The following is an 18,381-nucleotide window of genomic DNA, read 5'->3' as shown; positions in this document are numbered from 1 at the left end:
CGCTTCTTCCTTGATGGTCCCCAGACCCACCGAACATACATGATAATCGTTTTCATCAGACCCGCTTTTAGCGATGGAGGCACCGATGACCGCCGGTCCACTGCTGCTCGTCTCCGACCACGTGGGGGGATGCGTCCATGTGCTGACCGTGCCGGACGGCACCGAGACGGGCCGCCTCACGGGCCGTCACCTCTCCGAGCACGCCGGGTTCCTGGCGCTGCCGGGCGGGCGGACCGCCTGCGTCGACGACCGCAGGGGCGAGCTGCTGGTGCTCGATCCGTTCGGCCACGAGCTGGTGCAGGCCGCGATTCCGGTCGCCGTGCCGGCCGAGCACCTCGCCGTCGACCCGTCCGGCCGATGGGTGGCCATCACTACCGGCCTGGGCAAGAACGGCGAGCCGTGGTCGGATCTGCTGACGGTCGTCGACCTCGCCACGGGAGACGCAGCCCGGGTGCGCACGCGTGTGAGCGAGCCCGGAGTGACCGTACTGGGCGACGGGGATCCCCTCGTCGTCCTGCGGCACAGGGAACCCGGCGCCCTGGCCGTCCACCGCTTCGCCGACCTGCTCGGCGCACCTCCCGGCTGCCCGCCGGTCACGCCCCACGCACACCTCCCCCTGCCGGACGACGGACATGGAGACGCCCAAGACCCGTCCTGCGGCCGTGTCTTCGCGGCCGTCGGCGAAGGGGTGCACCGGGCGCGCCGCGCGGGCGACACGCTCGTTGCGGAGTCGGTGATCCCGTGGGGTTCGCCCGCTCGGGGCTGGTACCTGCGGCTGGACCCACGGCGACGGGCGTTGTGGTCGACCCTGCGGGGCGGCCCCGCGGACCCCCTGCGCTGGCCGGAGTGGACGAACCAGGCGTGGCGCCATGACCTGGAAAGGGACCGCACGACCCTGACCGACCTGGGCCCGGGGCTGGTGTTCCGGCTGGCCCTCGCCAAGGACCACACCGCCTTCACCCGCATCCACCCGGACGGCGACGAACTGATCCTGCTGGGCGCAGACGAGACCGTTCGCCGCGTCCCGCTACCCGCCATGGACGGCGCTCCCCGCCGCGGAGGCACCCCCTGGGAGGGCGTCCAACGCCGCGCGGTGGCCGCCTCACCAGGCATGGACTGGATCGCCGTCACCCGCGGCGGTCACGGCGAGATCCACGTCTTCGACGCCCGAACAGCCCGCGAAGCCATCCACTTGAAGCTCGGCACGCCCTTGAACCACGGCGGCCACGCGATGCTGCGCACGCAGGACGACAACGCCGAAGGAGACCCCGTAGGCCGGTAACAGCCCATCGTGACTCCACCCACGCGTGAATGCGCGGGCTTCCTGCGTCGCCGGCTAAGACATCGTCTCATTTGGCGTGCTGGGTAGTCTGCACCCTGTGGTGATGGTCGAGCGCATGGTGCCGGACGAGTTGTGGGAACTGTGCCAGCGGGTGGTCCCGCCCGCTCCATCACGGCCGCAGGGCGGCGGCCGGCGCCGGTACGGTGATCGCGAGGTGCTGGCCGCGATCATCTTCGTGGCCACGACGGGCTGCACCTGGCGGCAGTTGCCGCCGGTCTTCGGCCCGTCGGGGCCGACCGCACACCGCCGCTTCACCGAGTGGACCGCCGCCCGGGTCTGGGCGAAGCTGCACCGCCTCCTCCTCGACGAACTGGGCAGGCGCGGGGAACTGGACTGGAGCCGGTGCGCGATCGATTCGGTGAACATGCGGGCCCTGAAAGGGGGAGCTGACAGGTCCGAATCCTGTCGACCGGGGCAAGAAAGGCTCGAAGATCCACTTGATCACCGAGCGGACCGGTCTGCCCCTCTCCGTCGGCATCTCCGGCGCCAACCTGCACGACAGCCAGGCGCTCGAGCCGCTGGTGCGCGGGATCCCGCCGATCCGCTCCCGCCGCGGGCCGCGCAGGCGGCGGCCCGCCAAGCTGCACGCGGACAAGGGCTACGACTACGACCACCTGCGCCGATGGCTGCGCAAGCGAGGCATCCGGCACCGCATTGCCCGCAAGGGCATCGAGTCCTCCACCAGGCTGGGCCGGCACCGCTGGACGATCGAGCGCACCATGTCCTGGCTTGGCGGCTGCCGCCGCTTGCACCGCCGCTACGAACGCAAGGCCGAACACTTCTTGGCCTTCACCGCCATCGCCTGCACCCTCATCTGCTACCGCAGACTCGCCAAATGAGACGACGTCTAAGCCGATTCGGCTGAACCTGGCCTTTGCCGTGACGGTCGACGGCGACACCCTGACTGGCACCTCCAAGGCCGGACGCCTTCCGGCCTCGAAGGTCACCGGCGAACGCCGCACCGCCCGCACAGTCACAGAGCACCAACCGTAACGAAGCAGCTGCTGACCCGGCCGTGCCGGCCACCGGTGCAGCCATCGACCCAGTCACCAGCCTCCCGCCGGGGAGAGGCGGGTCGGGATCTCCCTCTCAGCCCGACCCGCAGGCGGCTCCGGCCGCCGGCTCAGGCAGCCGCCAGGCGGTCCAGCTCGGCCCTGGGGATGAACCGCGGCAGCGTGCCCGGCCCACGGCGGAGTTCGTCGCCGGTCAGGTCGCCGGCCTCGTCGCCTTCCGGGCAGAACGGAAGGGTCGTGGGTCGGCAGGTCTGCATCCGAGCCCGGCTGTCGGGATTGGCATGGATGCAATGGCAGGTCAGGCGTATCGTGCCTCCGCACGCGATCTTCCGCGGGCCATTGCGGTTCCTTTTCCTTGCCCCTGGGGGGCCTCCGTCATGTCCGTCTTCGAGAATCCACGCCCGTATGCCCTGCTGCCTGGCCGGATCCCGCGCCCGTCGCGCTGGATGCTCATCAGGGTGTCGGCGTTGCTCGCGGCGGTGGCCCTCAGTGGTGTGTTCGCCCTGTATGCGGGTGTCCGGCTGTACACCCTGATCGAAGGGGACTTCGGCTTCGCCACCGTCCCACAAGCTCAACTGGACGCCACGGACTCGCAGTACGAGACGGCCGGAAGAATCCAGGTCTGCGCGTACGCTCCCTGTGCCGTCATGTTCATCGTCTGGTTCTTCCGGATGCGGCGCAGCACCGGGCTGATGGCACCGGACCGGTTCCGCAGCGGCCTGGGCTGGGCCATCGGGGCCTGGTTCATCCCGATCGCCAACCTGTGGATGCCGTATCGCATCGCCTCGACATGTGGGGAGCCGCGTCCCCGCTGCCGGCCGACGGCGAGTCCTACCGTTCACAGATGTGGCCGGTGAACCCGTGGTGGGGTCTGTTCGTTTCCAACATCCTGCTCAGCCGGTACGCCGCTCGGCACTTCGACCAAGCCGACACCCTCTTGGACTGCGCGACGCGGTCATGCAGTACATGGTGTCCGACGCCCTGGAGATCGCCACGGCGGGCGCCGCGGTGTACTCGTCGTCCGTCTGACGGCCACGCACTGGCGGAAGACCACCGAGGGTCCGTACCTGACCGCGGTGTAGCGTCCGCGATCCGTATCGGCCCCGCCGACCGTACGCCCGCCCCGTCAGGCGGCCGGATGCCGGCGCAGCACCGGCGCCCCGCTCCGGCCCCGCACATGCGTCGGCGCCGGGGCCCGGCAGGGTGGCGCCGAGCACAAGAACACGCCGGGCATGCAACGTGCGGCGTCGCTGCCGGATCACCTCAGTACCAACCAAGGGAACGACCTGCTGACCGCGGCGGCCAAGGAGATCGCACCACTGGCCCGGTGACCCGCCGCGAGCGGGGTCGGCGCCGGTGTCACGCCGGACCGATGACTTTCTTGCGCATGTGCCCGTAGACCACCGACGTCCTTACGTCGGCGAGTTCCGGGCGCTTCGTCAGCTTGTCCAGGACCACTGCGTGCAGATGGTCGGTGTCCCGGACGGCGACGTGCACGAGGAAATCGTCGTTCCCGGTGAGGACGAAGATCGAGATGACCTCGGGCATCCCCTCCAGGAAGGTCTGGAAGGCCTCGATCACCGCACGTGTCGGCGGGCGGACCCGTACGGCGATCACCGCCTGCAGCCCGCGGCCGATCGCCGCGAGGTCTGCCTCCGCGTGAAATCCCGTCAGGATGCCGCTCTTGCGCAGCGACCGGATGCGCTCCAGACACGTGGACGGGGCGATACCGAGTTCCTGGGCCATGTCCCGGTTGGTGCGCCGACCGTCCTCCTGGAGCATCCGCACCAACGCCGAATCTAGTTCGCCCATGCGCGCCTCACCCCGCTGGATTCCGAAGGTAATTCGGACTCTTCACATCACCTTCGATGATCTTGTTAGCCTCCAGCCTAGTTGACTGACGTTCGTTCGGTCACGGCGTGGTCAGCGCCAGTGGGCAGTGGAGAGAGGCGACTTGATATGCGTGAACGAGGACCCACTGTGTGGGCGGTGTGCGCGGTCATGGCGGCCGCGCTGTTCTGGAGCAGTTCGTACGCGGTGACCAAGCAGGTGCTGGAGGATGTCGGCCCGCTCAGTATCGGCGCCATCAGGTTCACCCTCGCGGGGTTACTTCTGGGCGTGTTGGTACGGCTGAGTCGGCACCGCCCGGCCCGGCCGGACCCGCGGCAGCGGCGGCAGCTCTACCTGAGCGGGTTCCTCGGCATCACCGTGTACTTCACCCTGGAGAACGTCGGCGTCGACCTGTCCACGGCATCCGACGCGTCGCTGATCGTGGCCACGTACCCGCTGATGACAATGCTGGTGGAACTGGTCGTCTTCCGCACCCGGATGCCGCTGCTGAGGGTGACGGGCGTGCTGCTGGCCACCGTCGGCGCCTTCCTCGTCGTACGCAACGGGGCCGAGATCGGCGGCAGTTCACGCTGGCTGGGGGACATCCTGCTGCTGCTCGGCGGGCTGGCCTGGGCCGGCTACAACGTGCTCGGCAAGCGCGCGAGCGTCGGCCAGGACGCCGCGAACGTCACCTACTACCAGACCCTGGCGGGCGCGGCCGGCTTCCTGCTCGCGTCCCTGCTGGAGGCCGACGACTGGCGGATGCCGGGCGCGACCGCCTCATCGCTGCTGGTCTACCTGGCCGTGGCGTGCTCGGTCGGCGGCTTCCTGCTCTACAACTACGGCCTGCGCAGCATGGCGTCGAGCGTCGCGGTCAACATCCTCAACCTGGTCCCCGTCTTCGGCGTCATCGGCGCCGTCGTCATCAACGGGGAGTCGATCCGGCTCGCCCAGGTGACGGGCGGCGTGATCATCATCGTCGGGGTGGCGCTGGGCATGATCGAGCAGGGACAGGAAGCCACGGCGAAGCCGGACGCGAGGAGAAGCGAGCCTTCCGGGACTGCGACCGCTCGGACTGCGGCGGAGGTGGGGCCCGTACCGGACGAGCCCAAAGCGGCTGGCCCGACCGCGTACGGCGTGATCGACGGGGCTCGGTAGCCGTCGGTCACAGGCTCGTGAGGAGGTCGTCGAGCGGGGCCGGTACCTGTTCGGGGTCGAGGGTTTCCACCAGGAGACGGCCGTAGCGGATCTTGCGGCCTTTCTTCGTGCCGAGGAAGCGCCGCAGCTGCTGCTGCCTGGGCCGACCGTGGTGTGCGGGCTGGCGCAGGAAGGTCTGCCAGGCACGCAGGTCGCCCTCGGCCCGGATGATCTCCTCGACCCGCGCCGTGCCCAGCGCGCGAATGAGCTCGTCCTCCAGGTCCGCCACGCACACGAAGAAGCCCCGATGCGGCGCCCGGGCCCGCTTCCAGCCGCGGTCGTAGAAGCGCTGCTCGCCCTCGTCGCACAGTCCGCTCAGGCGCAGGCCAAGACCGGGTGGCCCGAGAAGACCGGCGTACCGGCCGACGCTCATCGCCCCGCCCATCGCCACAACGCACACCCCTTCGGCGGCCAGGTCCCGGCCACGCCGTGCGGCCAGCGCCTCGACAGCCGCGAGATCACTCAGTCCTTCCAGCAGCACCGCCGTCCGCAGCCCCAGTTGCACAGCCAGATCACTCGCCGGTCCGCCGGGACCGCCGGCCGCCCAGCGGCTGATTGCGTCCCGGAACGCCCCCATGTCCACCATGGAACGAGTCTGCACGTCCAGCGACCAGCACGGCACGGAATATTCGACGGCCCTGCCCGACATGCCCGGCGCCCTCGTCACCTGGGCAGCCATCATCCTGATAATCACCCCATCACTTGCGGCACTGAGCCGGCGGCCGGGCGCCCTGCAGGTGCCCAGCGACGCAGCGTGCTGATGGGACAGCCGGCCCGATAGACGGCAGTGTCAGGGTCCACGAGAGACAGCGCAGCCCGACCGACCGGCCGATCCCCAACGGTCGACGCCTCTCCGTGGAAGTGTCCGCCCTGGCGTCCACCCACCATGCGGTGGGCTCGCGGCATCACTGCGGTCTAGCGGAACCTTGCCGTCTGTACAGGCGTCCGACCCCGTCGGCCTACCCCTTGCCGAACCTATCGAATATCGATAGGTTCCCATCGCTGCTCGATCGATGGGAGAGGAAATGGGAAAGCTGACAGTGCTTGCGCTGCGCGCTGTGCTGGTGGTGCTGCTCGCCGGCTCAGTGTTCGTGCAGGCGGTGATGGTGCCGTTGCTGGCAATCGACCTGCAGGATCTCGACGCGGACATCGCACACGTGCGCACCCCGACACTCGTGATCGCGGTACTGGGGATGGTGACGGTCCAGGTCGTTCTGGTCTGCGTGTGGCGACTGGTGACGATGGTTCGACGGGGAACGGTGTTCTCCCACGCAGCCTTCCGGTACGTGCATGTCGTGATCGGCGCGATGGTGACGGCCGCGCTCCTGGTGTTCGCGCTCGGAGCGGTCCTGGCGCCTGGCGAGGCCGTGCCCCCGGGCATTGTGCTCCTGCTGGGCGGGATCGCCTTGGCGGTCCTGGGGGTCGCGCTCATCGTGCTCGTGCTGCGGATGCTGCTCGCCCAGGCCGTTGCGCGTGACATCGAGGCGACGCAGATGCAGGCCGAGCTGGCTGAGGTGATCTGATGCCGATCACCGTCGACATCGACGTGATGCTGGCCAAACGGAAGATGTCCGTGGGCGAACTCGCGGAACGCGTCGGGATCACGCCCGCCAACCTGGCGGTGCTCAAGAACGGCCGCGCCAAGGCAGTGCGCTTCACGACGCTCGCCGCACTCTGCGAGGTGCTCGAGTGCCAGCCGGGAGACCTGCTGCGCTGGGAGGCCAAGGAAGCAGCGGACGGATGACGCCTGCCGTCGGCGAGACTCAGCTTGTTTGCGTCCTATTACTCGTATGTCAAGCTGCCGTTGCAAGGGTGGTCGCGTTGCCACGTGCCCCTTGGGCTCGTGCTGGAGGGCCCGGTGGACGACGTCGGACATGTGACGCTTGACGGCGCGGATGGCTTCACAGGGTCGCCCGATCAGCGGATCATTGCCTGCTGCACCGTTATGCCATGGCGGCCGGCGCGCCGTGGTGGCGGTGCCGGTCGGGTACCCCAGGCGCTGTAGGCGCAGCGGTAGTTGTCGACGCCGGCGGCGTCGTAGGTGTAGCTGGTGGTGGTTGTGCCGTTTGGTCGACGAGCGAGTCGGCGAACCGACGTCCTCTGCATGACGCCCCGAGACGGCACCCCCTGACGAACCCCGACCCGCCTCATCAGCTTGACCCAACCCACTGGGCCCCGGAGAACCATCAAGAAGGCGGCTTGGCACGGGTTTCTCACTCCTCTGGGCGAGAATGTCAGGCGTTCTTGATCGTCGCGGTCACGGGCGTGCCGATCTCGACCGTGCGGCTGACCGTACAGAGACGGTCATGGGAGGTCTTGACCGCGCGGGGAAGAATCGCGCGGGCGCGATCCGCACCCTCACCGTCCGGGAAGGCGACGGTGAAGGTGACCATGAGGTTGGTCATGCGGTTGCCGAGCTCGTCGCTGATCTTGTCGCCGGTCACCGCGACGGAGAACCCGATGGGCTCCGCGTGGCGGCTGGTGGAGATATCGACGTCCGCGGCCGTGCAGCCCCCGATCGCGGCGAGCAACAGCTCGACCGGGGTGAACTCGGTGTCCCGGCCGGCATCGGAGGCCGTACCGAAACTGATCGATCCGCCGCGGGCGTTGGTCGCGACGAAGTGGCCAGTGCTGGTTCGCTCGACGACAACGGAACGCTCGGAGTTTTCGCTCATGCCGTCGACAGTAGTGCCACAGAGCGATGGGGCCGCGGAGGTCGACCGGAGCGGATGCGGGCACATTTCGCTGCATGCCGACCACGAGGCAGCACTTTCCCGGCCGTCACGCGAGCCGCACTCGGAGTGTTTTCGACGGGCGGTCGAGATGGGCGACCTTCAGTCTCTGCTCGATATCCTCGCGCCCGCCGTCGTGGCCCTGGGCCACGGCGGCGGGGGCAAGCGGGCCGTACCCCGTCTCCCGTCGTCGGTGGCGACAAGGTGGCCTGTTGTCCGCAGGGTTCGAGTGGTTCGGCGACGGCGCGTCGATCAACCCAGTACAGATCAATAGCTACCGCTCGCTCCTGCGACGCAACGAAGAGAGCGGCACCGTCGTGGCGGTGCGGATCGACGACGGTCTCGTCACCGAGCTGGACTCCGTACGCAATCCCGAGGAACTGCCGAAGCGTGAAACCGGAGGCGCCATGAGCCACTCGTCGGCGTTGTACGTGTCGGCCGGTGGGGCTCAGCCCAGGTAGAAGTCCTTGCGAGCGGCCACGAACGCCTCGACCGATTGAGCAGGTACACCCGTGACGTGCTGTACGTCGTCCGTCGCGCGGTCGTAGCGGTTCTCGCGGTGCAGTCGGGCCATGGTGGCGATGTGCTCTTCGGTGTGCGACGGCAGGCCCACCTTGGCGAGGACTTCGGCCCGCCACCGGTCCAGCGGCACGTCCACATAGGACACTGGAGACCCCAACGCCCGCGAGAACTCCTCGGCCATCTCCGTCATGTCGACCGTGCGCGGGCCGGTGAGCTCGTAGACGTGTCCGATGTGCGGGGCCGGGTCGCGCAGCACGGTGGCGACCACTCGGGCGACGTCCTCCACAGCGACCGGCGAGGTGCGCCCAGTGCCGAACGGCAGCGCGATCGTGCCGTTCTCCCGGATAGAGCGTGCCGGCAGCGTGGTGAACAGTGGGTTGTCCAGGAAAGACGTCGGCCGGATGTGTACCACCGGCAGGCCCGACCAGTTCAGTACCTGCTCCGCCAGCCAGTGCAGGCGCTGCTGGTGCGACTCCGCAGTGCTGGTGGCGGTCATTTGCGACACCGTCATCTGGGACATGCTCACCAGGACGTCCAGGTTTCCGTGCTCGCGCGCCACGCTGGCCACCACGGTGGCTGCCAGCAGATGGTCCGGCGAGACGGGCATCGCGAAGTACATCCTGCCGACGCCCTCCAGCGCGGCCGCGACGCTCTCGGGCCGGGTCAGATCGCCGAGGACGACCTCCGCGCCGAGCCCACGCAGCTCAGCCGCGCGATCGTCGTCGCGGCGCACCATCGCACGCACTGGCACCCCCTGCGCGCGCAGTTGCTCAAGGACCGTGCGGCCCACGCCACCGGCGTTGCCGAGGAGAACTAGGTTGCTGGCGACCATCGGTTGATCTCCTTGGCTGAGTCGGGGTGTGATCACACGTGCGCGCCCGGTGCCGTGGGGTGCGCCACTGGTCTCGGGGAAGGTTGCCCCGTCGGATGGCCGTGCCCTGGAAGGTGACCGGAGGAGGAGATCGTCCAATCAGCCTGGAAGGGCCGGCAACCCATGGCGCCGCGGAATGGGGGCAACGTTGGTCAGAACCTGTGCACCGCCTACCTGCCACCGAAGTCACGGTGTCATACGACAAGCTGGTCATCGTTCTCGTGGTCGCCGCCGGCGTCCCGTTCCTCCTCGTCATGGTGCCCCGAGTATCGGGCAACGCAACCCCCTCACACCTGCTGAAGCGCCGTGTGCAGGGCCAACGGTGTTGCGGCCGCCCACGCCTGGGGCGAGCACGCGTGGGGGTAGGGGACGGGGCCGGCGGTCGCGGAGCGGGCATAGCCGGCGATGACCTCGGGCAGGCGGTAGGCGTGGCGGGTGGCCGCCGCAATGAGACCTTCGGTGACGGTGTTGACCTCGACGGCGAACCCGTAGCGGGCCAGGCCCAGAGCGATGACGGCATTGTCGTGCGGCCAGGCGCTGCCACGGTGGTACGACAGCGGGTGGTAGGGCTTCTGGCCGGCTGCCAGGGTGCGGATCGCCCAGCCCGAGAAGAAGTCCGGCTCCAACAGGCGCCTGCCCACCCGGTGGGCGTGTTCCGCGTCGAGGATCCCCGACCACAGCAGGTGTCCCGCATCCGACGCCAGAGCGTCGACCCGGCGGCCGTCGCCGTCCAGGGCGAGGGCCGGAAAGTCGGCACCCGGCATCCAGAAGTCCGTCACGAACCGGCTGCGCAGCCGGGCGGCGGCCTCGCGGAGGCGGTGCGCGTACGGCTCGTCCTGCCAGACGTCGTCAGCGAGGTCCGCGGTGCGTACGAGGGCGTCGTAGGCGTAGCCCTGGGCTTCCGACACTGCGATGGGGCCCTGTGCCTGGGTGCCGTCGGTGAAGCAGATGGCGCCTGCGGAGTCCTTCCAGTTCTGGTTGACCAGGCCGCCCGGGTCGGGGGTGTAGACGAGGTAGCCGTGTTTCTCCAGGCCGCCGTCGGTGAGCATCCAGTCCACGGCCTGCCGGGCATGCTGCTCCAGGCGGACGGCCGGGGAGCGGTCTCCGGTCGTCTCGTAGTGGGCATGGAGAAGGACCAGGAAGAGGGGTGTGGCGTCGACGGCGCCGTAGTAACGGCCGTAGGGGACCTGACGGAAGTGGGCGAGTTCGCCGTGGCGGGTCTCGTGGACGATGCGTCCGGGTTGCTCGCCGCTGAAGGCGTCATAGCGCTGCCCCTGGGTGGCGGCGAGTGCGCTCAGCGTGGCGGCAGCCGTTTCCGGCCGGTACGGCAGCAGGAAGTACGACGTCAGCAGCGAGTCACGGCCGAACAGGGTGAGGAACCACGGGATGCCGGCGGCGGGGACGTACACCTCCTCGCCGTCGACACCGGTGACCGGGATGGTCAGCAGATCCACGTCGGCCAGGCCCCGTTCGCAGGTGCGGGTGAGGTCGTCCGGTGCCGTGGCAGGTGCCCGGCGCCGGTGCGGTACGGCCGGGATGTCGGTCGGCAGCCCCTGCGGCTGCGCGCGGACGGTCAGGTGGAGTTCTGCCTCTCCGTGACCGTCGAGCTCCAGGTGCCAGGTCAGGGTGCGCGCGGTGGACTGCGGGGTGTCCTGGGCGGTGGTGACGGCGTCGGGGGCCGGGCGGTATGTGAGGGTCGTCCGGGTATGCCAGTCGGCTCGCCGGTAGTCGAAGAGCAGGCCGTCGTCCGTGAGCTGCGTCGCGTGGCGGGCGCCGGGTTTGGGGTAGTGACGGTCGTCGACGCGCAGTTCGAACAGGTCGGCGAAGTCCGCGTCGACGGTGAGGGCGACGCGGGCGGTCAGCGGGTCGGGGCGGTTGCTGACCAGGCGCAGGTGTTCGGTCAACGCGCCTGCGGAGACGGTCTGTTGGCGGAAGACGGTATAGGCGGGCGGGTTGTCCCGCGTGCCCTTGGGGGTCAGCACCCCGGTCGCCGTGTGGTCCGTCTGCGCCGTGGCGGGCACCAGGGCCACGGGGCTGGTGCCGTCGACGGTCAGCTGCCAGCGGCTGAGGTGACGGGCGTCGCGCAGGAACAGTCCGTCGGGTGTGGTGCCGCGGGTGCCGGTGATGCCGCCGTCGGTGTCGAGGCGGGCGAAGGTGGCGTCGCGCACCAGCTGGACACGCGTGTCTGCCGCGGTCATGGTGTGGGCTCCTTCGGGTCGGCGCACAGCAGGTCGAGGGTGAGGGCGGCGGTCCACGAGAAGTGGCGGGTGCCGCGGGCGGCGCCGGTGGTCGGGTCGACGTATTCGGCGAACTCGGAACATCCCGCCTCCGCGAGGACGCCCTGCCGCAGGCGGTCGGCGTCCTCCTCAAGACCGTGGGTGCTCAGTCCGCGGTGGATCAGCCAGGCCGTGTTGAACCAGGCCGGGCCGCGCCAGTAGCGCTTGGGGTCGAAGGCGTGGCCGGTCAGGTCGTAGCTGGGGACCAGCCGTGTGGCCGGTGCGCTGAAGTGCGGCCCGTCGAGGGTCTCGCGCAGGCGGCGCACGACGTCGGGCGGCAGGTGCGGCACGATCAGCGGGATCAGACCGGTGACGCTGCGCTCGTCGACCAGGGCGTCGCTGCCCAGGTCGCGTGCGCGGAACAGGCCGGCGGTGTCGTCCCACAGCCGGGTCACCAGCCGATGGGTCAGCTCCTCGGCGCGCGTTGCGTGGGGGGCGGTGGTCGCGCCCAGGTCGTGGGCCATGGCGGCCAGTGCCAGTTCGCTGACGATCAGCAGCGCGTTGAAGCAGGGGTCCTCCACGGCGAAGCCGTGGCGTGCCGCGCGGTCGTCGTAGCCTGCTTCGCGGTAGTCGGTGGCCAGCCGGACATAGCGGCCGTAGTCCAGGTCGGTGGGCCGGTCGGCGGGGTGGCCGTGGTCCAGGTCGGCGCGGTGCACGGCGTCGGGCGGGGCGGGTTCGACGCGTTGCAGGGCCCGGTCCCAGCAAGGGCTGTTGTCCATGCCGGGTTCCCAGGGGTGGACGACGGCCGCCAGTCCCCCGCCACCGAGGTCGCGGCGGGTGAGGAGGTAGTCGTGCCAGGCGGCGAGCCGTGGGTAGGCCCGGGCGAGGAAGCCTCGGCGGCTCGACTCCTCGGGGTCGGCCCGGTGCACGAGCCAGGCCGCCAGGGCGTGCACCGGCGGCTGGACGATGCCGGACGTCTCGGGAGCCGTGGGTGCGCCCGCTGTCCGGCCGGCGTGGGAGGACCGCCAGAAGTCGGGGCTCGGGAAGTAGGCGTCGTGCGGCAGGGCGGGGTTGAAGACGATGTGCGGTATACGCCCGTCGGCCCACTGCCCGGCCAGCAGGGACTCCAGTTCTCGCTGCGCGCGGCGCACCGAGAGATGGCGCAGTCCGATGGCGATGAAAGCGGAGTCCCAGCTCCATTGGTGGGGGTAGAGGGTGCGCGAGGGAACGGTCGAGGTGCCGGTCCAGTTGTCGATGAGGACCCGCGCCGCACCGCGCCGCAGTGTCAGGGAGTCTGCGGGCACGGTGGGCGCGGGCCGGTCCAGGAGGGATTTCACGCGCCGGACCTCTTGAGGAAGGCCGGCACGGAACGGACGGCCTCGACGGGGTCGCCGGTCAGGCGGCACTCCAGAGCGAGGTGGCCGTCGTAGCCGATGGTGTGCAGGGCGCCGAGCCAGGCGGGCCAGTCGAGGTGTCCGGCGCCGGGCTGGAAACGGTTGGAGTCGGAGACCTGGGCGTGGCCGATGACGTCGGCGTGGGCGAGGATCGCGGCGGCGGGGTCGCTCTCCTCGATGTTCATGTGGTAGCTGTCGATGCCGATCTTCACCGAGTCGAGGCCTGTGGCGCGGATCAGTTCGGCGGCCTGTTCGAGCCGGTTGACCATGTGGTCCTCGTACCGGTTGAGCGGCTCCAGGAAGAGGGTGACGCCCTCCTTGCGTGCGTGCTCGCCCAGTTCGGCCAGGCCGGCCAGCAGGACTTCGCGGTCCTCCTGCTCGCTGCGCGGCGGTTCGAAGGGCGGCAGGCGGCGCGAGAACATGCCGTAGGAGGCCGGGCTCTGGGCGCCCAGACCGCCGATCTCGGCGATCACGGTGAGCTGGGACTTCATCTGGGCGACGGCGTCACGGCGCTGCTCGGCGTCGAAGGCGCCGAGGAAGTGCAGCATGTCGACGCACACGGTCGGCATGACCACGCCGTCCTTGCGGGCCTGCCGCAGTTCGTCGAGGCGGGAGGCGAAGTGGAAGTCGCCTTTGCCGCGCAGTTCGATGGCGTCGTAGCCGGCCTGCTGGGCGAAGTCCCACTTGGCCTGCAGGGTGTCTCCGGGCAGGAGTTGTTCCTGAACGGCGGTCTTGAGCATGAGGGGCCTTTCAGAACTCTCAGAATTCCAGGACGACCTGCAGCGCCTCGGCGGGGCGCTCGTCCAGCAGTACGTAGGCTTCGGCGGCGTCGGCGGCCGGGATCACATGGCTCACCAGGGAGGTGACGTCCACCTGTCCTTCGGCGACCAGCCGCAGGAAGGTCTGCTGGAGGCGCTCGACGGTCCAGCGGTTCGACAGCTGCGGAGGGACTCCGCCGATCTGGGAGCAGATGAGCTGTACGCGGTTGTGGTGGAACTCGTCGCCCAGGCGCAGGCCGATCCCGTCGCCCTGGTAGAAGCCGGAGGCGACCACACGGCCGCCGACAGCGACCGAACGCAGGGCCTCGTGCAGGGCCGGGTAGGCGCCGCTGATCTCGATGGCGAGGTCGACGCCAAGGCCGGCGGTGGCCTCGCGGATGCGTTCGGCGACGGCGTCGGAACGGGCGTTCAGGGTGTGGTGGGCGCCGTAGCGCTTGGCCGTCTCCAGACGGCCGTCGAGGGCGTCCACGGCAGTGACGCGGGCGCCGTTGAGCTGGGCGAGGCGGGTGGTGAGCAGGCCGATGACGCCCTGTCCGAAGACGGCGACGTCCTCGCCGAGGTGGACGTCGCCGGCCAGGACGGCGTTGTAGGCGATGGCGCCCACCCGGGCAAAGGCGCCGGCCAGCGGCTCGAGCCCCGCGGGCAAGGTGTGGCCGATCATGCGCTCGGCCGGGACCATGCCCTCGCTGCGGTGGCCCCAGATGCCCCACACCAGATCCCCGGGCTGCGGCAACCCCGGGGTGCCGGCCACCTCCGGGGCGACCTCGACGACCTCGCCGACCTCCGAGTATCCCCAGCCGGCCACGGGGTATTCGATGCCTGCCGCGCCCTCGCGGAACAGCCGCGCCTCGGGATCCCAGGTCCGCGTCAGGTACGGGTTCGTCCCGCGGTAGGCGGTCAGTTCGGTGCCGGCCGAGATGCCCGAGTAGCGGGTGCGGACTCTCAGATGCCCGGGGGGCAGTGCGGCTCTGGCGTGCTCGGCGACCTCCACCTGACGTGGGCCGGTGAACTGTACGACGCGTTCCACGGATGACTCCGGAAAGGGTTGCGGGTGCGGTTGCGTCGACAATAACCCCAACTTATGTCTTGTCAACAAGCAAAAGTGATGCTGAGATGCGTGCCCAGTAGACGTAAGCGAGGACATGCAATGCACACCACGAGCCGGCGGTCGAGCATGACCGCGGTGGGCATCACGGCAGCCCTGGGACTGGGACTGCTCACGGGCTGCGCCGGCAGCACCGGGCCCGGCACACCGGACCGCGAGATAACGGTCTGGTCTCAGGAGAACCTGCCCGACCGTATCGCCGCGACGCAGAAGGTCATCGACGGGTTCGAGAAGGAGACCGGGATCAAGGTCCATCTCGTCGGCGTCGACGAGGGCCAGATGCCCCAGCTGATCATGTCGGCGGCGGCCTCGGGCACGCTGCCCGACGTCATCGGCGCGGCTCCCATGGGCCAGGTCTGGCAGATGTACACCAACGAACTGCTCAACACCGACATCCCGAAGGAGATCATCAGCGAGCTCGGACGCGGCACCTTCAACGCCAACGCGCTGGATCTGACGTCCGACGGCGGCACCAGCCTCGGCGTGCCCTCCGACGCCTGGCTCCAACTGCTGGTCTACCGCAAGGACCAGTTCGACGAGAAACACCTGGCCGCCCCCGACACCTACACACGGGCCCTGGCCGCGGCCAAGGCGCTCACCACCAAGGGCCACGACGGCATCTCTGCCGCCACCGACCCGGGCGACGTCTTCACCTCGCAGAGCTTCGAGAGCCTGGCGCTCGCCAACGACTGCCAGCTCGTCGACGACCGGCACGAGGTTGCCCTCGAGTCCCCGCAGTGCGAGACCGCCTTCAGGACCTATGACGAGCTCGCCCGCACCTACGGCGCCCCGGGCACCCAGACCGTGGACTCCACCCGCGCCACCTACTTCGCGGGCCGGTCCTCCATGATCATCTGGTCCTCGTTCCTGCTCGACGAACTCGCGGGCCTGCGCAAGGACGCCCTGCCCAGCTGCCCGCAGTGCAAGAAGGGCCCGCAGTACTTGTCGCACAACAGCGGCATCGTCACCGCGATGAAGGGCCCGGACGGCTCGGAGGCGGCCCAGTTCGGCGAGATCACCTCATGGGTGACCACCAAGACGGCCGAGACGGCGGCCTCCCGCGAGTTCATCGAGTACATGATGGGCTCCGGCTACGAGTCCTGGTTCGGCATGGCCCCCGAGGGCAAGATCCCGGTCCGCAAGGGCACGGCCGACCAGCCCGACCGCTACATCGACGCCTGGCGCCACAGCGACATCGGTGTCGACACCAAGAAGCCCTTCGACCAGGTCTATCCGGCGAGCCTGCTCAACCAGCTCGCCGACGGCGTCAGCAACATGCGGCGCTGGGGCATCACCCAGGGCGAAGGAGCTCTCGTGGGCGCCACCAACGGCGAACTGCCCGTGCCCAAGGCCATCGGCGCGATGACCAGCGGACAGATCTCCCCCTCCGAGGCGGCACGCGAAGCCGACGACGAAGTCGCCGCCCTGAAGAAGTCCCTGCAGTAGCCGCCCGCCTGCACGTCACGAAGGTCCCCTCATGACTACAGCCCCCGCCGGCGCGCCGCAGCGCCGGGACACCAGCCCCAGGTCCACGGACCAGCCCGCGCCCCGGGGCCGCCGCCCGATGACCGCCAGCCGCCGCGCCAACCGCGCCGGCCTCGCGTTCGTCTCCCCCACCTTCCTCGTGGTCCTCGTGGTGGTCATCCTGCCCATCCTGTGGACCGTGCTGCTGGCCTTCCAGGACGCCAAGCTCGTCGACATCCAGGGCATGGGCCTGTTCGGCAACTGGTCCCTGGACAACTTCACCCAGGTCTTCGACTCGGCCGGCTTCTGGCCGAGCCTGACCACCACCCTGCTGTACACCGCGGGCTCCACGGCCGGCTCGGTCACCCTCGGTCTGATCGCCGCGCTCGCCCTGCGCAGCCCCTTCCGCGGCCGCGGACTGCTGCGCGCTGCGATGCTGCTGCCCTACGTGGCCCCCGTCGTCGCCGTGGCGTTCGTGTGGGAGGTCGCGCTGAGCCCGCAGTACGGCGTGGTCAACGACTGGGGCCGGCGCCTGTTCGGCTGGGACGACCCCATCGCCTTCCTCTCCACCCGCGAGTACGAAGTCCACCTGCTCGGCCTGCACTTCGACATCCCGCTGGCCCTGCTGACCGTGATCGCCTTCGAGTGCTGGCGCTACTTCCCCTTCGCGTTCCTGTTCATCCTGGCCCGGCTGCAGGCGGTCCCCGACGGCCTGGAAGAGGCCGCCATGGTCGACGGGGCCACCCCCACCCAGCGCTTCCGCCACATCCTGCTGCCCCAGCTGATGCCCGTCATCGCCCTGCTGTGCGTCCTGCGGTTCATCATGACCTTCAACAAGTTCGACGACGTCTACCTGCTGACCGGCGGCGGCGCGGGCACCGACGTCGCCGCAGTCCGGGTCTACGACTTCCTCACCGCCCGCTACGACGTGGGAGCCGCGGCCGCCCAGGCGCTCGTCCTGGCCGTCTCGCTCATGATCCTGCTGGGCTTCTACTTCAAGTTCTTCGCCAACAAGGTCCAGGAGGACTCGTGACCCGCAAGGCCGCCCTGACCCGGGCCCAGTTCGAGGACAGGCTCTTCGGCGTCCTGCGCTGGCTCGTCATCGCCTTCCTCGCTGTGATCACCCTGCTGCCCTTCTACTACATGCTGCTGCTGTCGCTGAAGCCCATCGACGCGCTGCTGCTCGACCCGGGATCCCTGTGGATCTCGGCCAAGGACTTCACGCTGTCCACCTACCGCGACGTGCTGCGCTCCACCGACGACGGCGGCCAGGGCTTCATGAAGTTCCTGCTCAACTCCGCACTGGTCTCCCTCGGCACAGTCGTCCTGACCCTGCTGGCCGCCGTGCCCGGCGCCTACGCCGTCAGCCGGCTGAAGTTCTTCGGCCAACGGCAGGTCAGCGCGCTCTTCCTGGCCGTCTACCTGTTCCCTGCGACCCTGCTGGCCGTCCCGCTGTTCGTCATCTTCGCCAAGCTGCAGCTGTCCTCCAGCCTGGTCGGACTCGCCATCGTCTACGTCGCCCAGACCGTGCCGGTGTCGATCTACATGCTGCGCAACTACCTCGTCACGATCCCGTACTCCATCGAGGAGGCGGCGGCCCTCGACGGCTGCACCCGGCTGCAGACCGTCCGCAAGGTGATCCTTCCCCTCGCCCTGCCCTCCCTCATGGCGACCGGGCTGTACGTCTTCATGATCGCCTGGAACGAGTTCCTCTTCGCCCTGCTGTTCCTGGCTGCCGACCCCGACAAATGGACCGTCTCCCTCGGTCTGGCCCAGCTGTCCAACGGCATCGAAGTGCCCAAGACGGTGCTCATGGCCGGGTCCGTGGTGCTGACGATCCCCGTGGTACTGCTGTTCTTCGCCGCCGAACGTCTCCTCACCGAGGGCCTGACCAGCGGCGCCGACAAGAGCTGAAC

Annotated in this window: 20 protein-coding genes; 11 read left to right on the top strand and 9 right to left on the bottom strand. The window is 69.4% G+C overall.

Annotated elements, in window-relative coordinates:
- The first annotated feature begins 85 nt into the window (after positions 1 to 85).
- On the top strand, positions 86 to 1,282 hold the full coding sequence (locus ACKTSN_RS46005) for a hypothetical protein (RefSeq protein WP_409474505.1): 1,197 nt from the start codon (positions 86 to 88) through the stop codon (positions 1,280 to 1,282).
- 103 nt (positions 1,283 to 1,385) lie between these two features.
- A protein-coding gene (locus ACKTSN_RS46000; protein ID WP_409474504.1) for an IS5 family transposase occupies positions 1,386 to 2,181 on the top strand; the annotation gives its coding sequence in 2 pieces (ribosomal slippage) (positions 1,386 to 1,723 and positions 1,722 to 2,181; 798 coding nt in all).
- A 284-nt stretch (positions 2,182 to 2,465) separates the two neighbouring features.
- Here the strand turns inward: ACKTSN_RS46000 and ACKTSN_RS45995 are convergent.
- On the bottom strand, positions 2,466 to 2,612 hold the full coding sequence (locus ACKTSN_RS45995) for a hypothetical protein (protein ID WP_409474503.1): 147 nt from the start codon (positions 2,610 to 2,612) through the stop codon (positions 2,466 to 2,468).
- 120 nt (positions 2,613 to 2,732) lie between these two features.
- Here ACKTSN_RS45995 and ACKTSN_RS45990 point away from each other — a divergent pair, with 120 nt between their 5' ends.
- The gene (locus tag ACKTSN_RS45990) at positions 2,733 to 3,212 is read left to right on the top strand and encodes a DUF4328 domain-containing protein (protein WP_409474502.1); all 480 of its coding nucleotides are present in this window, start codon (positions 2,733 to 2,735) and stop codon (positions 3,210 to 3,212) included.
- Between the two features lie 502 nt (positions 3,213 to 3,714).
- Here ACKTSN_RS45990 and ACKTSN_RS45985 read toward each other — a convergent pair.
- Positions 3,715 to 4,167 (bottom strand): Lrp/AsnC family transcriptional regulator, encoded by a 453-nt coding sequence (locus ACKTSN_RS45985; protein WP_409474501.1) that lies wholly within the window; start codon positions 4,165 to 4,167, stop codon positions 3,715 to 3,717.
- Positions 4,168 to 4,314: 147 nt separating this feature from the next.
- Here ACKTSN_RS45985 and ACKTSN_RS45980 point away from each other — a divergent pair, with 147 nt between their 5' ends.
- The gene (locus ACKTSN_RS45980; RefSeq protein WP_409474500.1) at positions 4,315 to 5,343 is read left to right on the top strand and encodes a DMT family transporter; all 1,029 of its coding nucleotides are present in this window, start codon (positions 4,315 to 4,317) and stop codon (positions 5,341 to 5,343) included.
- Positions 5,344 to 5,350: 7 nt separating this feature from the next.
- Here the strand turns inward: ACKTSN_RS45980 and ACKTSN_RS45975 are convergent, their stop codons facing one another.
- Positions 5,351 to 5,968, bottom strand: a complete 618-nt coding sequence (locus tag ACKTSN_RS45975) for a TOPRIM nucleotidyl transferase/hydrolase domain-containing protein (protein ID WP_409474499.1) — start codon at positions 5,966 to 5,968, stop codon at positions 5,351 to 5,353.
- Between ACKTSN_RS45975 and ACKTSN_RS45970 the strand changes: the two genes are divergently transcribed.
- From ACKTSN_RS45970 to ACKTSN_RS45960, 3 genes are all read left to right on the top strand, one after another.
- Complete coding sequence (locus ACKTSN_RS45970) at positions 5,967 to 6,143, top strand: hypothetical protein (protein WP_409474498.1); 177 nt, start codon at positions 5,967 to 5,969, stop codon at positions 6,141 to 6,143. The two genes, ACKTSN_RS45975 and ACKTSN_RS45970, sit on opposite strands and share 2 nt — an antisense overlap.
- Positions 6,144 to 6,407: 264 nt before the next feature.
- A complete protein-coding gene (locus tag ACKTSN_RS45965) occupies positions 6,408 to 6,905 on the top strand; it encodes a DUF2975 domain-containing protein (protein ID WP_409474497.1) in 498 nt (165 codons plus the stop codon).
- Entirely contained in the window at positions 6,905 to 7,126 is a 222-nt protein-coding gene (locus ACKTSN_RS45960) for a helix-turn-helix domain-containing protein (protein ID WP_409474496.1), read from the top strand. The genes ACKTSN_RS45965 and ACKTSN_RS45960 overlap by 1 nt, the downstream gene beginning before the upstream one ends.
- Before the next feature lie 490 nt (positions 7,127 to 7,616).
- Here ACKTSN_RS45960 and ACKTSN_RS45955 read toward each other — a convergent pair whose 3' ends face one another.
- Entirely contained in the window at positions 7,617 to 8,057 is a 441-nt protein-coding gene (locus tag ACKTSN_RS45955; protein ID WP_409474495.1) for an OsmC family protein, read from the bottom strand.
- A gap of 269 nt (positions 8,058 to 8,326) precedes the next feature.
- Between ACKTSN_RS45955 and ACKTSN_RS45950 the strand changes: the two genes are divergently transcribed.
- Positions 8,327 to 8,575 (top strand): hypothetical protein, encoded by a 249-nt coding sequence (locus tag ACKTSN_RS45950; protein ID WP_409474494.1) that lies wholly within the window; start codon positions 8,327 to 8,329, stop codon positions 8,573 to 8,575.
- Here ACKTSN_RS45950 and ACKTSN_RS45945 read toward each other — a convergent pair.
- From ACKTSN_RS45945 to ACKTSN_RS45925, 5 genes are all read right to left on the bottom strand, one after another.
- Positions 8,563 to 9,468, bottom strand: coding sequence for an NmrA family NAD(P)-binding protein (locus ACKTSN_RS45945; protein ID WP_409474493.1), 906 nt, complete (start codon positions 9,466 to 9,468; stop codon positions 8,563 to 8,565). The genes ACKTSN_RS45950 and ACKTSN_RS45945 overlap by 13 nt on opposite strands.
- 326 nt (positions 9,469 to 9,794) lie before the next feature.
- Positions 9,795 to 11,705 carry an amylo-alpha-1,6-glucosidase gene (locus tag ACKTSN_RS45940; protein ID WP_409474492.1) on the bottom strand — a complete coding sequence of 637 codons (1,911 nt, stop codon included), beginning with the start codon at positions 11,703 to 11,705 and terminating at the stop codon, positions 9,795 to 9,797.
- On the bottom strand, positions 11,702 to 13,060 hold the full coding sequence (locus tag ACKTSN_RS45935; protein ID WP_409474491.1) for an MGH1-like glycoside hydrolase domain-containing protein: 1,359 nt from the start codon (positions 13,058 to 13,060) through the stop codon (positions 11,702 to 11,704). Before ACKTSN_RS45935 ends, ACKTSN_RS45940 begins: the two co-directional genes overlap by 4 nt.
- Positions 13,057 to 13,857: a sugar phosphate isomerase/epimerase family protein gene (locus ACKTSN_RS45930; RefSeq protein ID WP_409474490.1), complete on the bottom strand. Its 801-nt coding sequence runs from the start codon at positions 13,855 to 13,857 to the stop codon at positions 13,057 to 13,059. Before ACKTSN_RS45930 ends, ACKTSN_RS45935 begins: the two co-directional genes overlap by 4 nt.
- Positions 13,858 to 13,876: 19 nt before the next feature.
- Entirely contained in the window at positions 13,877 to 14,923 is a 1,047-nt protein-coding gene (locus ACKTSN_RS45925) for a zinc-dependent alcohol dehydrogenase (RefSeq protein WP_409474489.1), read from the bottom strand.
- 120 nt (positions 14,924 to 15,043) lie between these two features.
- Here ACKTSN_RS45925 and ACKTSN_RS45920 point away from each other — a divergent pair, with 120 nt between their 5' ends.
- The 3 genes from ACKTSN_RS45920 to ACKTSN_RS45910 are packed head-to-tail and all read left to right on the top strand — an operon-like array spanning position 15,044 to position 18,379.
- Positions 15,044 to 16,447, top strand: coding sequence for an ABC transporter substrate-binding protein (locus ACKTSN_RS45920; protein ID WP_409474488.1), 1,404 nt, complete (start codon positions 15,044 to 15,046; stop codon positions 16,445 to 16,447).
- A 31-nt stretch (positions 16,448 to 16,478) separates the two neighbouring features.
- Positions 16,479 to 17,498 (top strand): carbohydrate ABC transporter permease, encoded by a 1,020-nt coding sequence (locus tag ACKTSN_RS45915; protein ID WP_409474487.1) that lies wholly within the window; start codon positions 16,479 to 16,481, stop codon positions 17,496 to 17,498.
- Positions 17,495 to 18,379, top strand: coding sequence for a carbohydrate ABC transporter permease (locus ACKTSN_RS45910; RefSeq protein ID WP_409474486.1), 885 nt, complete (start codon positions 17,495 to 17,497; stop codon positions 18,377 to 18,379). Before ACKTSN_RS45915 ends, ACKTSN_RS45910 begins: the two co-directional genes overlap by 4 nt.
- Positions 18,380 to 18,381: the final 2 nt, after the last annotated feature.

Origin of the sequence: Streptomyces flavusporus (assembly GCF_046267975.1) — a bacterium.
Taxonomy (GTDB): Bacteria; Actinomycetota; Actinomycetes; order Streptomycetales; family Streptomycetaceae; genus Streptomyces; species Streptomyces flavusporus.
Note: the sequence above shows the minus strand (reverse complement) of the source record. Positions and strands in the feature narration are given on the sequence as shown.

What these genes read in the sequence shown, in the direction of transcription:
- ACKTSN_RS45965 (WP_409474497.1), top strand. Translation starts at nt 6,408, where the DNA reads ATGGGAAAGCTGACAGTGCTTGCGCTGCGCGCTGTGCTGGTGGTGCTG.
- ACKTSN_RS45920 (WP_409474488.1), top strand. Translation starts at nt 15,044, where the DNA reads ATGCACACCACGAGCCGGCGGTCGAGCATGACCGCGGTGGGCATCACG.
- ACKTSN_RS45990 (WP_409474502.1), top strand. Translation starts at nt 2,733, where the DNA reads ATGTCCGTCTTCGAGAATCCACGCCCGTATGCCCTGCTGCCTGGCCGG.
- ACKTSN_RS45940 (WP_409474492.1), bottom strand. Translation starts at nt 11,705, where the DNA reads ATGACCGCGGCAGACACGCGTGTCCAGCTGGTGCGCGACGCCACCTTC.
- ACKTSN_RS46005 (WP_409474505.1), top strand. Translation starts at nt 86, where the DNA reads ATGACCGCCGGTCCACTGCTGCTCGTCTCCGACCACGTGGGGGGATGC.
- ACKTSN_RS45955 (WP_409474495.1), bottom strand. Translation starts at nt 8,057, where the DNA reads ATGAGCGAAAACTCCGAGCGTTCCGTTGTCGTCGAGCGAACCAGCACT.
- ACKTSN_RS45970 (WP_409474498.1), top strand. Translation starts at nt 5,967, where the DNA reads ATGGAACGAGTCTGCACGTCCAGCGACCAGCACGGCACGGAATATTCG.
- ACKTSN_RS45980 (WP_409474500.1), top strand. Translation starts at nt 4,315, where the DNA reads ATGCGTGAACGAGGACCCACTGTGTGGGCGGTGTGCGCGGTCATGGCG.
- ACKTSN_RS45995 (WP_409474503.1), bottom strand. Translation starts at nt 2,612, where the DNA reads ATGCAGACCTGCCGACCCACGACCCTTCCGTTCTGCCCGGAAGGCGAC.
- ACKTSN_RS45915 (WP_409474487.1), top strand. Translation starts at nt 16,479, where the DNA reads ATGACTACAGCCCCCGCCGGCGCGCCGCAGCGCCGGGACACCAGCCCC.
- ACKTSN_RS45975 (WP_409474499.1), bottom strand. Translation starts at nt 5,968, where the DNA reads ATGGTGGACATGGGGGCGTTCCGGGACGCAATCAGCCGCTGGGCGGCC.
- ACKTSN_RS45985 (WP_409474501.1), bottom strand. Translation starts at nt 4,167, where the DNA reads ATGGGCGAACTAGATTCGGCGTTGGTGCGGATGCTCCAGGAGGACGGT.
- ACKTSN_RS45960 (WP_409474496.1), top strand. Translation starts at nt 6,905, where the DNA reads ATGCCGATCACCGTCGACATCGACGTGATGCTGGCCAAACGGAAGATG.
- ACKTSN_RS45945 (WP_409474493.1), bottom strand. Translation starts at nt 9,468, where the DNA reads ATGGTCGCCAGCAACCTAGTTCTCCTCGGCAACGCCGGTGGCGTGGGC.
- ACKTSN_RS45930 (WP_409474490.1), bottom strand. Translation starts at nt 13,857, where the DNA reads ATGCTCAAGACCGCCGTTCAGGAACAACTCCTGCCCGGAGACACCCTG.